The following is a 13,884-nucleotide window of genomic DNA, read 5'->3' on the forward strand; positions in this document are numbered from 1 at the left end:
GGCTCCACTGAGTCAGTCCTTTTTTGCATCTTCCCAAATGTCATAAATTCATAACATATCTAACAATAGTAAGGTGGATAATCATATTATAATAAAAATATAAAGGAAAGCGATTTCAAACATCTCATAAGTTTCAATAACTTTTTCTAATAGAAAGGAGTTCTTAGTTATGAACTACCTAGAAGTAAAGGAAAAATTAGAAGCTTCAAAACATAATTTAGAGAAAAGATTGGAGAATCTTCAACTATCAAAGGAGGAAAAAGAAACTCTTCTTCATTCCATTGATAACTACAACTATATTATTGAATTAACCGATATGAATCATTACGCCCGAGGGTAACATCCTCATCTATAAATCTTAATGTTAGTTCAAAAGCAACTGCCATGACGGTTAGTTGCTTTTTTTATTAATTTTCTTTTCCTTCGGTACCAATTTCACCACTTTATACCCAGGCTTTAATTTAACCCTTCTTGTTTCCTTATCTGTTTTAAGTTGATAAATCGTATATTTACGCGGCTGATGTTCAACCAGATCAATCTTTTGGATGGATTCGTTTTTATAATATTTCCGTATTTTCTTTTCCTGCTTCTCTTGTTTTTCTCCATAAAACACATCATATAAAAAAATGAATACATACACGAAAATGGCTCCGACTACTAGCGTATAAAGAAGTGAAGACAAAATTGACACATGTGACATCCTTTCTTAATTAGCGGAAATAAAATATATTTTATCGTTTCTTCCGGCCGCTTTCCATTTTTTCTACAATTGTTCTTAGCTTGTTCATTTTTTATTCATATTCATTCTGTACCATAGATTTTATAAATGAAAACTCGCCAATTGGCGAGTCCGTTAGGACGAAGACAGAGGCGTAGTTGAATTTATGCGTTAAGAAAGTATAAAGCTTTCGACAGAAAGTTTATACTTCTTACTAGCTAAAAATTTAGGAGTGAAATAATTGAAAAAATGGATTCTTTCAGGATTTATGGTTGGCGCTTTGGCTTTGGCAGGCTGCAGCAGCAGTGCCATCATGAAATCCGACGCAGGAAACATCTCTCAGGATGAATTATATCAAGCGATGAAAGACAAATATGGAACACAAACCCTTCAGCAGCTTGCAGTGGAAAAAGTGCTGGCAAAAAACTATTCCGTTTCTAAGTCTGAAGTGGACGCCCAAGTGAATAAAACAAAGGAGCAGATTGGTGATTCATTTCTCTCCACCCTTCAGCAATATGGCTTTAAAGACGAAAACGACTACCGAAACTCTGTAAAGCTAAATCTGCTGGAACAAAAGGCAGTGTTTAAAACCCTTAAGGTAACGGATAAAGAACTGAAGCAGGCATACGATGATTACAAACCGGAAATTCATGCCCGGCATATTTTAGTGAGCGATGAAGCAAAAGCAAATGAAATTGCAGCGAAACTCAAGTCTGGAGCTAAGTTTGAAGATTTAGCGAAGGAATCAGAGGATACTGCCACTGCCTCCAAAGGCGGCGACCTTGGCTGGTTTGGCACCGGCGTCATGGACCCCGACTTTGAAAAGGCAGCCTATGCTTTAGAAAAGAATCAAATCAGTGACCCAATCAAATCCTCCTACGGATACCATATCATCCAGGTAACTGATAAAAAGGAGAAAAAATCATACGAGGAAATGAAAAAAACCCTTACCGAACAGGTAAAGCAATCAAAAGTCACACAGGATCAGATTGTTAAAGTGTTAAAAGACGAGTTCAAAAAGGCAGATGTCAGCATTTCTGATAAAGATTTAAAAGCTGCTGCGGAGTTCTCTGCAACAGCTGTTCAATAAAGATTTTCCTTATTAAAAAGTCGAGAATGCTTTCGGCTTTTTTATTATGTTAACCATTCCAATGGAACTAATACCAACGATGGAAAAAGGATAAGAAAGCAAACGACAATGAGTTCTGCAAACAATAATGGACAAACACCTTCTACAATGTCGTCTTTCCAATCTTGCCGACGCTCGAAAATATCTGCCTGGCGAAAAGCTGGATATCCATAAATTAGAGGGCCTACTTGAAGTGAGCCCCATCCCTTTTGAGATGTATAGCAAAATTTATATAAATGAGGGAATCTATTCAAAACTTTTACAGGTTCCCTTATATTTTTAATTAGATAATACTTGCCCAAGAACCACTGTGTTGGAAAATTGCCAGGTTGCTCCTGGGAGAGAAACCTTGTTAAACTCTCTGCTTGGGTTATGGTTAATTAAAAACTTCCCCGAGAGCTATCATTGAATCACTCACATTCCCAGCCAAACCCGTTTGAACGAGTTAATTCGTACATCCGTAGATTTACCCAAAGGACTGGATATGCTTACTGGTAAGGCATGATATGGACCAATATTTCTATTTACAATCTTTAAAAAGGACCCAAAAAAAGAGGACATGATTCTTATGTTAGAAATCTTTAAAATAAATTATCCGAAAAGGCAATATCAAATGTAATAAAACATAATATTTGTATATAGACTGTTTAATGATAATTTAATTACTATTCGTCAGGAGGAGAAATAAATGTTAAATGTAAAAGAAGATAAATCTTTCTGGGAAGTCCGTTATATAGAAGGGGCTGGAAAGGTATTACTTGTACCAGAATACTATTATGACGAGATTGGCGAATATATTGAAGAGCTGAGAAGAAACAATAACAAAGAAATTTCTTCTAATATACTACCATTTTGGAAGAAAAGAGTCTGATATAGTTAAAAGCCACGTTTTTTTGCGTGGCTTTTAACTATATTAATATTTGACCAAATTTATTTTTCGAGGATACTTTTTCCTACTAGCAGACGTGATATTTCTTTAATTAATGTGCATCTACATGCCTAATCAATCCTCTTAAAACCAAATTGACCTAGATTGTCATCATCTTTATGAAAATCAGATCCACCTGTCATGATTAAACCTTTTTCATTAGCAATTTGTTTATATCTCCTAACATCTTCGGATAGATGTTTACGATGCCATACCTCAATCCCATCAAAAGGAAATTGAAGTATTTCATGCACCAATTGATCGTCTTGAATTAACTTTGGATGTGCAAGTACGGCTATCCCTCCCGCACGATGCAATAGATTAATCCCTTCTTTTAGGGAAAGATTATATTTTTCAATATTACACGGTTTTCCGTGTGCCAAATAATGATCAAAAACTGTTTGCACGCTTTTTATATATCCCTTCTCCACAATAGCTCTAGCAATATGGGGACGTGCAATAACGTCCCCTTTAGCATGTTTTTTAACATCTTCAATCGTGATAGACATACCCAAACTTGTAAACTTTTCAATAATTTGAATTGCCCGAGATTTCCTAATTAGAACAATTTTTTCCAGAACATTTTTTAGTTCATTACCTAATTGGATACCATACCCCAGAATGTCGATGGTCTTTTCTTTATATTTCGTTGTAAGCTCTACTCCCGGAATTATCTCGATTCCAAAGTGAAGTCCCGCCGCCGTTGCTTCTTTTAAACCTGCGAGTGTATCATGATCCGTTATGGATATGGTTGTCAGCTTTTTTTCAAATGCCGCCTTTACTACTTCAAACGGCGAATAAGTTCCATCTGAGGCAGTTGTATGCAAATGAAGATCGAAATTTCCGTTTTTTATTACTGCATTAATATCCATAAAAAAATCACCCGTTAATTAATTGTTCATCTTTCTTTTCCATTTCTAGATCAAATCGTTATACAAAAGATTTGCCTTCTCTAGACAAGTTCACTACATATAAAGACATGTAAAACATATATTATAATAATCCATGAATTCCCCTCATTATCAGAGGATTTGGAAAGAGGTCTTCTCCTCTTTCCTCTTTTTTTGAAAGGCCAGATTACATCGAAATATGGTATAAATAATAAGTATCATTAACCTTCATACTCGGTTGATTAAACTTTGGATTCAATGACTGCCGCTGCTCCGGAAACGGCCAAAATAAGAAAAACTGGAAAAGAGATTGGAAAATATAAATAGATCAATACAACCGCGGCTGCGATCCAGATTCCGACACACCAATAGCAGCTTAATAGGGTTCCTATAAAATGACGTATTCCTGTCCCCTTTATTTCGTAATTTTCCATTAACTGTCCCTCATCATTTTCAACGACGGTGACTAATATGAAAGGATTTCGGATAAAAGCAGTGATCCGGTCATACACAATCAGATGGGTTAAACGGAAGGCTGCGAGAATAAGAATAACGAAGTCAATCCATCCCACGTGAAACAAGTAATTTCACCTCTTTCGTTCAATGGAATACGATACATTGTATGTTTGGGTATTGTAATTGTGCTTGTGATTTCAACCTCCTCTTTTGTGGTTCCAGATAAGAATATTAAACGTATGATGTAGTATTATTTTTTGGAGAGGAGAATGTGTGTTTATGGAACAAACCAAACTTTCAGAAAACAAGCCGCTTGTTTGTTCTGTTGTCACTGAGCTTCAAGCAGCACAGATAACGAAAATCTGTCAGGATTACGGCATCTATGCCATGATCCGTATGAGACCGTACTTGGAAATTTCCCAATTAAAAAAAGCCGTAAAGGCCAAAATGCGAGAACAATTATACAAACCATGCCGGTGTGGAAGCGGTGAAAAATTTAAGTTTTGTTGCTATCAAAATGAACTTGATATTTCCATATAAATAGAAAAACGGCGTTCTAAATGACGCCGTTTTTTTATTCATCTTCAATAATCAAATTTAAAGGGATTGCTGTTTTACCATCTGTTTTAAAACAACCCACTTCCACTTTTCCTTTAAAAAAGGAAACAATCAAATAGGCCAATTCATGATAAGGATTATTTTGAATGTCATGTGTGGACGGAACCGCCTGTGTCGTCGGGTGTGAATGAAAAATCGCGGTAAGCTGTTCATTTTGTTCTTCCATTTTCTCTACAGCTTCCCGAATCGATTCTTTTGACATATAAAATCGATTGGGACTTTGGGATTCATTTACGATTTTCCATATTGTCTCCCCGTCTCCCTTTTGCCCGGATAATAACCCGCAGGCCTCAATAGGAAGACTGCGGCTGCAATAGTGAATCATCTCATGAAAGACTGATTTTTTTATTTTAAAATATTCTGTACTCTTTTCATCATTACGATTCCCAGCCCCATTGGCCTCCATAACTGGGACCGGAAACTGCTGCCTGGGTTGTTTTGCTGCGCAATGTGAAAAAGTCAATCGATGAAGAACTGCTTTTTGGGTTTTTGGGACTTTGTTGATTTGCTCCGGCCTGCATGTTCATCATACGTAATAACCAATCTGAAGATTGTGGACTAGACTGTATTGATGGTCTGTTTTGTGCGGCGGGAGCCTCTTCAGATTTAGATTGGAGCTGCGGTAGTGATTGTGTTTGCGGCTGAGATTGTGTTTGCGGCTGTATTTGTGTTTGCAAAAACTGCTCGTTGGAAGATTGCACATAAGGAGTGGACGAAGATAACGGCTGTTTGATGAATTGCTTGATAAAATTTTCCTTTTCTTCCAAATTTGCTTCCAAACCGGCAAATTGAGTCTTCATTTGTTTCATTTGTTTTTCCCAAATTTCTCGATCTTTCTCATATTGGGCAATCTTGTCCTGATGCATTTTCATCTCTACTTTAAATTGTTCGAGTTGCTGGGCAAGAGCGCGTTCGTTGTCTTTTTTCAATCGGTACATTTCCATTTCTTTTGTCTGCAATTCAGCCTGTAGCTGTGCATTTTTTTGTTCAAGCTCTTCCTTCTTAACAAGCGTTGCTTTCGTCTGCATTAATTCTGATTTTAATTCATCAATTTGTTTGGACCATGATCCTTTTTCTGTGTCAAACTTTTGAGAATGTTCCTTGTAGATGTTTACCTGGTCTTGAATATGCTCCAGAACATGCAGGTAATTTTCCTTTTCATGCTGGTAATGTTCAGTTAACATATTAAATTCTTCTATTTTTACTTCCAGATCCTCCTTCAATCGAAGCTTTTCCGTTTCGAATTGTTCTAGCCGTGATAAGGCTCTTTGAGCATTGATTAAATCAGTTCTCATAATTTCAATCTGATTCTCAAGCTCATTTTTGGGTTCAACGGTCTTTTCAATTTCAATGTCGTCGTTTAACTCCACTATTTCTTGCATGAGCATCTCCTTCTCTAAAGTTTTTTAAAAAAAGACTTTTCCAATAAGGAAACTTCTGTAGTTAAGATACGCTTTTGTAGTGTATTTGTTCCTGATTTTCTAAAAATTTTGAGGCCTCATGAGTAATCCGCCACTCCCCGTGTAATCCCTCATAATTCATTGAGCCTATATCTGATTATTTTCGAACCTTCTCTTAGGTCGGGAATATATTATCAATGGGCCGACTGTTCGGGTTGCAATTCCCGGCTAAATCAAAATTACACATTTGCCTATCACACCATTAGGATAATCGCATAGTATAGCAGTAGGCATCAGCCAATATTATTAAATAAATGAGAGGATGGTTTTTTCATGGATGTTCGGTCAGTAAAAGGCGGGCAAGAAACGCTTTGTATTAAAGTAAACAAAGTATACGATTGGGTTACCCGCCAATCTGATGTACCACTGATCTCCTTCAACGCAAGTGATCTGGGTGCTACTCTATTCTTTGATTGCCCGGGAGGTGTAACCCCTACTCCAGGATCCGATGACCCTTGTGCAATCCTTGGTCCTACCTTTACAGTGGATTGTTTCGTAACAGATGAAGCTGGTAATCCGGTAGACCCGCTAGCACCTGGTTCCATTCTTTGCCAAGAAATTGCTCAGCCTGAAGGCCGGGCAAGCGGAACTTTCACCCTTCCAAACGGTGAGACCGTTACGCTGCAAAAAGTAAAAGTATTAAAGAAAGGATTTGTCGTCGTACGCGTCACGAACCCTCAAGGGCTGCAATGTACAACATTGCCAATTCCATTTGCAGTGGCTGAGAAGTTCTTCCTTTGCGCTCCTCCAGGAACATTCCTGCAATGCGAAATTACCGATTTCGAATGTGACGCAAGCTTAATTTGCCGCCAAGGCCCATCACCTGGAACATCTCAATTCCAGCAGCTGGATATTTCAATCAATATGTGCCAAAACATCCAAATGGAAGCCTTAGTAAAGTTGGAAATCACTGCAGAATTCTGTGCGCCGCGCCCTGAACTGCCGTTCGTGTGCCCGCCGCTTGCATTTCCACCGCAATGTCCGACCATTTTTCCACCGGTTACACCAAGTCCGACTTTATAACGAGTATCATAAGAAGAATCATCTTAGGACAGAGAGGAGAAGAAAACTCCTCTCTGTTGTTTTTTTCAAAAGTCAATTATTCGAATTTGGATAGGCTTCCCAATCATTTAAATCTGCCAATCACATACAATGTAAAGAAGAATTTGGGAATTGGAGAGGAGGATTGAAATTTGTTTTGGAAGAAAAAAGAATCAGACCGAGTGGAAAGCCAGTCCTGGTTCAGCTATACGGTATTGCTGCCAGACAGAGAAGAGGAAGAACAAGAAGTGCTTATAATGGGCAACTATATCATTAAAAATACAGGAATAACCACATTGAACAACCCGGTCATCTGTATACGAATAAATCCTCCGCATGGCATAGGGCTAGGAGGCAAAATTGGTTCGTTTACACATACAGCCCTTATGATTGACGGGTCGAACAGCGGCGCTTGGGAATATATTGATAACGATTGGAAAGAAAAAAGTTCAGAAAGCGGAGAGCATTGGCTCAAGCCAACAGGAATCAGCCAGTTAAGGAGTGGCGAGAGCGTCGCCTTCGCCAATGAACTTCGCTTTTCCTTGTCACAAAAGGAAAAATATATCAATATTGAAGGTTTTTGCTATTTTGATGAAATAAAAAATGGAACGGCAGCTTTGAATAAAATAACCATGAACTTTTAGGTGATTCCATTATGAAAATCCTGTTTATCTCGTCGGCTTACCGAGGTGTTTATGACTGGTTTGAAGAATGCATCTTAAAGGAATTAAATAAGAATCATGAAATAAAGTTTTCCCAAATGTATAAGGGGGCAACAGAGTTAAAGCAGATTGTTCAATTATTTAAACCTGATGTCGTTTTAACCCTTGTAGGCTTTAAATTGCCGATAAATTTGGTGCAATGGTTCAAACAACAGCATATTAAAACTGCCGTATGGTTTACAGAGGATCCCTATTATATGGATCGGACAGCTGCCCTTTCCAGGGTTTATGATTATGTGTTTTCAATCGATTCAGCTGCTGTTGATTTTTATAAAAACAAAGGCCACGAACATGCCTATCAATTGTCGCTTGCTACCTCTCCGGAAGTATTTTTTCCAAAACAGGTTCATCAAAAGTATAAGAGTGATATATGTATTGTCGGATTTCCTTACCCTCAAAGAGTAAGAGACGTTCAGCTTCTTTTGCAAAAAACCTCTTACAAGATTAAAGTGGTTGGCAAATGGAAACATGCCCTGTATAAGGTACAAAAAAACCCTAATCTAACGATTCATGAGGGCTGGGTTGATCCGAAAATAGTCTCGGAATATTATAATGGCGCGAAAATCGTTCTTAATACTCATCGCCCCTTTAATCTTCAGCAAAACATGAACCAGTTTGGGATTGTCGGCAAAAGCATCAACAATCGGACATTTGATTTAGCAGCCTGTGCGGCATTTCAATTAATTGAGTTTAAAGAGGATCTAAATGCCCACTTTATTGATGGGGAAGAAATTGTTTCTTTTAAGGGCGGCAGCCAACTGCTTGATGCAATCCATAAGTATATGAATGAAGAGGAAGCTAGAAATGAAATGGCTAACAGGGCAAGAGAACGGGTCTTGAAAGATCATACGTTTGAAAAACGAATTGAAGAAATGATTTCTCTTATAGGTGGAACCACCTAATTTTTATAAAAAATCCGATATGAAAAAGAAGGCTGCGGAACCATTAGCAGCCTTCTTTCATTTTTTCCATTCCTTTTGTTTTACCACTTTTCCGCCACAGCCGCAGCCATTTTTTTGCCGCTTCGTATAGACGGCTCCACCGTGTGCCGAAAAACTATTACCGCTTTTGTTTATCTTATTTCCGAGATAAAGACCTGATTGCGGAGGTTGTTCCGTAGATAAAGATCCTGTAATGATTTGCAGGCCTTGTTGTCTTTTCAAAATAACTTCCTCCCTGCATTTATAGATTCCTTAAAAGTATATGTTTATACTTCAATGAGGGTGTACCCCATTTATGATAAATGACACTTATTCCGCTCTTATCCATTATTACTAGTTTTTTTTTGCACCGTGTATATGGAAGAAGCATTGATGGATTGATCTGCCTTCCTTTTTAAAGTGTAAAAATCCGCTGGTGGGGCAGGCTTCTTTTTTTGAGTGGCCGATTCCATGGTGTTATATTCCTGTGACTTAATCCGGTGAAACCACTCCATTTGCTGCATTGTGATATTTTGTAAATTTGCCTGTTGATCCGTCATGGTGTTTCCTTTTCCCAATTCTTCGATTCTACCGAGGTGTTCCTTGGTTTGTGCCAATTTACTATTTAACCCTTCAATTTCTTTGGTCCATACTTCTTTTTCTTGATCAAATTGGTCAGCCTTTTGTTTGTATTTCTCCATTTCTTTCTGAAGTTCATAAAGATCAGCCAAGCAGGCTTGTTTGTCTGAATCATACTGCTTGGTTAACTGCTCCATTTCTTCCATGATGGTTCTCAATTCCTCTTTTAATTGGCGGTTTTCCGATTCAAATTGTTCCAAACGAGCCAAAAAATGTTTGGCGGTAAGGAAATCTGCTTTCAACGATTCTACAGTGCTTTCAAGCTCAGCATTTTTTATCTCCGAATTCTCATAAAGATCCTTCAACTGACTTACTTGTACTATTAGAATCTGTTTTTCCTTCTTTAATTGGCTAAGCTCCATTATTTTTGCTTCCAACTGCTGTTTTAAAGACGAAGTCATACTGACTAACTGCTTTGTCTCTTTGAACACCTCGTTCAAGTTTGCATTAATGTTATCAAACCGTTTATCATCTGTTAATTTTTGTTCTGTTAATTGGTGAATTTTCTCTTGTAATGAAGCATTTTCTTGTTCCAAGTTGGAAATTTTTTCTTCATAAGAATGATTTCCCTCGTTCGGTTGCGATTGTAAATTTAGCCATTCCATAAAGAGACTTTCTTCTTTTACTTTATAAACGGCTATTTCCATTTTTAACTCATCTACAAGCTGTTGTAGCACAGCATTTTCACTTGCATAGGCTTCATTCTGCGTAATAATTTCTTGAAAATCATTATCCCTTTGCCAATCCGCACCTAGATTCTCAAAAGCACCTTTTTGTTGCATCAGCTCATTATAATCTCTGATGAGTTCATCCCTTTCCGTTTCGTATGACTCCTTTTCTTCTAACATTTCCTGAAGTTGACTCTTCATACTTTCGTTTTGTCGTATTAATAATCGCATTTGTTTTTTATACTGGTCTTCGTTTTGTTCCTTTTTCATATTGCAATGAGCAAGCTCCGACTCAAGATGGATAATCTTCTGGATTAACTGTACATGGGTAAGTCTTTCAAGCTGACTTGCACTCGTCATGATTTCCGCCCCCTAGGTCAATCGCCTATTTCCTTTTTTTAGTTTATGCTTCAATCTAAAACGTGTGACAAAAGGAATTAATATCGTAAATTTACCAGCAGCAATCATATCCCACCATGATTTACATACAATGGAAAGGAATTCACGAACATACAGGAACAGGACATAGGATTCGCCGAATAGAATAAATTAATTGTTTACGATAGAAGGAGTTGTTACATTTGGAAGATAAAAGCAAGCTATTTCTTGTTTTATGCCTTCACCGTTCGGGATCGAGTGCAACGGCAGGTGTTTTGCATTTATTAGGAATTCATATGGGTGATAAACTTTTGCCTGCCACCCAGTACAATCAAAAAGGGCATTATGAGAATATTGAATTTGTCCAATTAAACCAAGAGATTCTCCACAGTGTCGGCAGTGCATGGAACAAACCGCCCAGCCGTGAAAAAATGGCAGCAGCGAATTTCCCGGCAATAAAGCTTCTGACATTTATTAGAAACAACCGTCAACCCATTTGGGGACTGAAAGACCCGCGTGCATTGTTAACGTTCGAAGTTTGGAAGCCATATTTAGAAGAAGCAGCAGACATCACCTATGTTTTTGTTCATCGGCCCTTTGATGCTTCTGTACGTTCATTAGCAAATCGGGATCACAATGGAATTGGTCTGGCAACGCAAATCCTGAATCCTTATTTAAAAAACTTATATCATTACAGGCATACCTACGGGATCCCTGCGGAAAAGATCATTGATGTGTCCTATCAGGACCTATTAGGAGATCCCAAGCCCTTTGTAAACAAAGTGAATCAAAGGATTGGCAGCCCTCCGCATGCTAATCTTGATAAAGTTCAGCAATTTCTCGATTTAACATTAAAAAAGTTTTAAGCAGATTCAACATTTTTTTTAAATTTGGCGAGAAACTGAAATTTTTATCATTTATTTGTTTTCCTCGATTTCCCAACAAGGATGTCATTGTTGGGAAATGTGGACTATTTATTCACCATAACAATCTCTTTCTTTAGCATATCTATCAATTCTTCCAGACGGCTGACATACGTATGGTCCTTCAAGGTACGCTGATAGGCATTTTCAGCAATAGCCTTCCGCTCTTCATCATGGCTTAGATAATATTCGATTTTATCTTTTAAATCTTGAATACCCTGGTAACAAATCATTTCCTCGTCAAGCGTGAAATACCTTTCCAAATCCTTCCGACATGTCGCCAATTGAAAGGCTTTGCAGGCTGCAATATCAAAAGTACGATTGTTGGGAGTATGGGCTGGAATTTTATTAGGATTCCGATTGACGTCATTTGGAGTTCGATGAATATTTAAAACAATTTTAGCTCCATTATAATATTTTGCTACTTCATTAGGCGGGATGGTCCGATTCAGAATATGGGGTTTTAACATTTCATAGTTTCTTAACTTTTCCCACCAGCGGCCAATAAGAATGAAATTTTTCTTCTTCAAAAACGTGGCCATCTCATCAAAAATCTTTAAGCGGATCGGCAAGGCGCTGCCCACAAAACAAATATCATACTGATATTTACTAGGAACCTCCATCGGAGAATAATAGGCCGGGTTGACTGCAAGAGGAATATGGAGCGCTTTGATTCTATTCCTGCTATAGACAGGAACTGAGCCGGAATCTTCCGTGATGATAAAATTATACAGCTGGGCGATTTGGAGGTGATGTGTTATTAAATATGGGTCATCTACCAGCCATAATCCAATGGGAATATTAAATCTTTTTAATTGGAGAAGAGTATCCGCCGGAAGATATCGATTTAATGATAGGATAATATTGGGTCTGAATTTTTGGATTTTAAAATATAGCGTTTGGATATTTTCACGGTCTGAATGGTAACAGGCAAATCTAAAAGGTGTTTTGGAACTTTTTTCCACCTCTTTAAAAGCTGAAATAATGTTAGGATCTAAATAAGATAAGGTTTTGGTACCAGAGGAAATAAACAATAATCTCATCTTTTCACTCCTAGAATAGTAGTTTTAGGTTTATTTCTCATATAGCGATTTTTTAGCCCAGCTATACGGTTCTCCTTTGGCATAACGGGACAATATGCTTGGGGAGACGCTAACAGCCTCATTTACAGACAGTTTTAATCGAAGGATGACCTCTTTTGGAATGGGATGAAGGCGATTATTGAAACTAAGGTAGAACTGAGAGCCGCTTTTCCATAAGGTGCCATCAGGCAAAATGGAATTGGGATTATTCAAAGAATCAATCCTTTGAGAGGATTCAGGAATTTTTGATAGAGTCTCTTCATTCACAATCACAATTTCATTTTGTTTAAAATTGAACTGCTTAAAAACAGCTGCATTTGGAATCCGGTACTTTTGATTATGCTGAAGAAAGTAAATATTTGGATGGTCCTGCGATTTAATCAGCCTTTGGTTCGGGAATTTTTCGGGATCAACAAAAACAATGTCATCCACTGAATCTCCTTCCGGATATTTAAATAAGAACGGATCTGGAATTTTCACAACCCGGTTTTCCTGATAGTTTAGTCTTTTTATCATTTCTTCTGAAATCTGTCTGCGTTTTTGTTGGTCAATTAAATAAATCTCATTTGAAAGCCCTCTTACAAGGATTCCATTGGGCAGCTTTTTGGGTACGTTTGCATATAATCTTTGAAACGATTCTGGAAATTTCCAGGCGACATCCAATACTTGCGCAATGGGGTAAAAAGGTTGAATTTCATTTAGGCGGTTCCAAAAGGCGGCGTCCCCATTGATCCAATATTGCGGATCATCATTCCAGTAGCTTCCATGCTTTTTTAAAACCAATTCTGCTATTTTTCTCGTGTGCATCACCGAGCAATGGTCCACTCTTCCTGCCGCTTTAGGCTGAATTCCTTGCGTTCTGCGAACCATTTCATTCTTTTTCTTTCCATCATTGCCGAATATTTTGACAAGCTGCTCCGAATATACAATATCAATATTTTTTCTTTGCTCTAAAAATTGAACCATGATCTTAAGACGATTCGGTATATAAATGTTGTCATCTGTTAGATAAGAAATATATTTTCCTTGGGATTTGGGAATGGCTTCATTAATTAAGGTTGCATACCTGGTCGTTTTATATCTTTCACTTTCTTCAACTTTACTATTATAATAGCGAATCCTTGAATCATTGAGATACCTGGAAATCGTCTGAACCGTTTCCTCATTTGAGTTGTCATCCATAATAAAGAGTTCCCAATGAGTATAGGTTTGGGAGATCACACTTTCAATTGCCTTGCCAACAGAGTTTGGTTTATTATAGCTCGTTAAAATAATCGATACGATTGGTTTCATGTTTCGCCTCCGTCTAAAA

17 protein-coding genes are annotated in these 13,884 nt (G+C 37.7%); 8 read left to right on the plus strand and 9 right to left on the minus strand.

Going from position 1 to position 13,884, the window contains the following annotated elements; genetic code table 11:
• Positions 1-169: 169 nt before the first annotated feature.
• Positions 170-340, plus strand: coding sequence for a DUF3896 family protein (locus ACNQGS_RS17150; RefSeq protein ID WP_423801206.1), 171 nt, complete (start codon positions 170-172; stop codon positions 338-340).
• 51 nt (positions 341-391) lie between these two features.
• Here the strand turns inward: ACNQGS_RS17150 and ACNQGS_RS17155 are convergent, their stop codons facing one another.
• Complete coding sequence (locus ACNQGS_RS17155) at positions 392-682, minus strand: hypothetical protein (protein ID WP_491488365.1); 291 nt, start codon at positions 680-682, stop codon at positions 392-394.
• Positions 683-959: 277 nt separating this feature from the next.
• On the opposite strand from ACNQGS_RS17155, the gene ACNQGS_RS17160 reads away from it, so the two are divergent.
• Together ACNQGS_RS17160 and ACNQGS_RS17165 are read left to right on the plus strand one after the other, a co-directional pair.
• On the plus strand, positions 960-1,808 hold the full coding sequence (locus tag ACNQGS_RS17160; RefSeq protein ID WP_491488366.1) for a peptidylprolyl isomerase: 849 nt from the start codon (positions 960-962) through the stop codon (positions 1,806-1,808).
• Positions 1,809-2,535: 727 nt separating this feature from the next.
• Complete coding sequence (locus tag ACNQGS_RS17165; RefSeq protein WP_491488367.1) at positions 2,536-2,718, plus strand: hypothetical protein; 183 nt, start codon at positions 2,536-2,538, stop codon at positions 2,716-2,718.
• Positions 2,719-2,846: 128 nt separating this feature from the next.
• Here the strand turns inward: ACNQGS_RS17165 and ACNQGS_RS17170 are convergent, their stop codons facing one another.
• Positions 2,847-3,647 (minus strand): PHP domain-containing protein, encoded by an 801-nt coding sequence (locus tag ACNQGS_RS17170; RefSeq protein ID WP_491488368.1) that lies wholly within the window; start codon positions 3,645-3,647, stop codon positions 2,847-2,849.
• 260 nt (positions 3,648-3,907) lie between these two features.
• On the minus strand, positions 3,908-4,237 hold the full coding sequence (locus ACNQGS_RS17175; RefSeq protein ID WP_491488425.1) for a DUF1360 domain-containing protein: 330 nt from the start codon (positions 4,235-4,237) through the stop codon (positions 3,908-3,910).
• Positions 4,238-4,400: 163 nt separating this feature from the next.
• On the opposite strand from ACNQGS_RS17175, the gene ACNQGS_RS17180 reads away from it, so the two are divergent.
• Positions 4,401-4,661, plus strand: coding sequence for a hypothetical protein (locus ACNQGS_RS17180; protein ID WP_491488369.1), 261 nt, complete (start codon positions 4,401-4,403; stop codon positions 4,659-4,661).
• Positions 4,662-4,695: 34 nt separating this feature from the next.
• Here ACNQGS_RS17180 and ACNQGS_RS17185 read toward each other — a convergent pair whose 3' ends face one another.
• Positions 4,696-5,145: a M67 family metallopeptidase gene (locus ACNQGS_RS17185; RefSeq protein WP_491488370.1), complete on the minus strand. Its 450-nt coding sequence runs from the start codon at positions 5,143-5,145 to the stop codon at positions 4,696-4,698.
• A complete protein-coding gene (locus ACNQGS_RS17190) occupies positions 5,117-6,121 on the minus strand; it encodes a hypothetical protein (protein WP_491488371.1) in 1,005 nt (334 codons plus the stop codon). The genes ACNQGS_RS17185 and ACNQGS_RS17190 overlap by 29 nt, the downstream gene beginning before the upstream one ends.
• Before the next feature lie 351 nt (positions 6,122-6,472).
• Here ACNQGS_RS17190 and ACNQGS_RS17195 point away from each other — a divergent pair, with 351 nt between their 5' ends.
• From ACNQGS_RS17195 to ACNQGS_RS17205, 3 genes are all read left to right on the plus strand, one after another.
• On the plus strand, positions 6,473-7,222 hold the full coding sequence (locus ACNQGS_RS17195) for a BMQ_0737 family morphogenetic spore coat protein (RefSeq protein WP_491488372.1): 750 nt from the start codon (positions 6,473-6,475) through the stop codon (positions 7,220-7,222).
• Between the two features lie 170 nt (positions 7,223-7,392).
• Entirely contained in the window at positions 7,393-7,884 is a 492-nt protein-coding gene (locus ACNQGS_RS17200; protein ID WP_491488373.1) for a hypothetical protein, read from the plus strand.
• A gap of 11 nt (positions 7,885-7,895) precedes the next feature.
• The gene (locus ACNQGS_RS17205; protein ID WP_491488374.1) at positions 7,896-8,864 is read left to right on the plus strand and encodes a CgeB family protein; all 969 of its coding nucleotides are present in this window, start codon (positions 7,896-7,898) and stop codon (positions 8,862-8,864) included.
• A 57-nt stretch (positions 8,865-8,921) separates the two neighbouring features.
• Here ACNQGS_RS17205 and ACNQGS_RS17210 read toward each other — a convergent pair whose 3' ends face one another.
• Together ACNQGS_RS17210 and ACNQGS_RS17215 are read right to left on the minus strand one after the other, a co-directional pair.
• Positions 8,922-9,125 carry a hypothetical protein gene (locus ACNQGS_RS17210; RefSeq protein WP_491488375.1) on the minus strand — a complete coding sequence of 68 codons (204 nt, stop codon included), beginning with the start codon at positions 9,123-9,125 and terminating at the stop codon, positions 8,922-8,924.
• Positions 9,126-9,223: 98 nt separating this feature from the next.
• Positions 9,224-10,549 (minus strand): hypothetical protein, encoded by a 1,326-nt coding sequence (locus ACNQGS_RS17215; RefSeq protein ID WP_491488376.1) that lies wholly within the window; start codon positions 10,547-10,549, stop codon positions 9,224-9,226.
• 221 nt (positions 10,550-10,770) lie between these two features.
• Here ACNQGS_RS17215 and ACNQGS_RS17220 point away from each other — a divergent pair, with 221 nt between their 5' ends.
• Positions 10,771-11,433, plus strand: coding sequence for a sulfotransferase family protein (locus ACNQGS_RS17220; RefSeq protein ID WP_491488377.1), 663 nt, complete (start codon positions 10,771-10,773; stop codon positions 11,431-11,433).
• A 104-nt stretch (positions 11,434-11,537) separates the two neighbouring features.
• Here ACNQGS_RS17220 and ACNQGS_RS17225 read toward each other — a convergent pair whose 3' ends face one another.
• Together ACNQGS_RS17225 and ACNQGS_RS17230 are read right to left on the minus strand one after the other, a co-directional pair.
• Positions 11,538-12,533: a CgeB family protein gene (locus ACNQGS_RS17225; protein ID WP_491488378.1), complete on the minus strand. Its 996-nt coding sequence runs from the start codon at positions 12,531-12,533 to the stop codon at positions 11,538-11,540.
• 30 nt (positions 12,534-12,563) lie between these two features.
• Positions 12,564-13,865, minus strand: coding sequence for a glycosyltransferase family A protein (locus ACNQGS_RS17230; protein WP_491488380.1), 1,302 nt, complete (start codon positions 13,863-13,865; stop codon positions 12,564-12,566).
• Positions 13,866-13,884 lie beyond the last annotated feature (19 nt).

The organism is Neobacillus sp. PVCKKU3 (genome assembly GCF_058323225.1).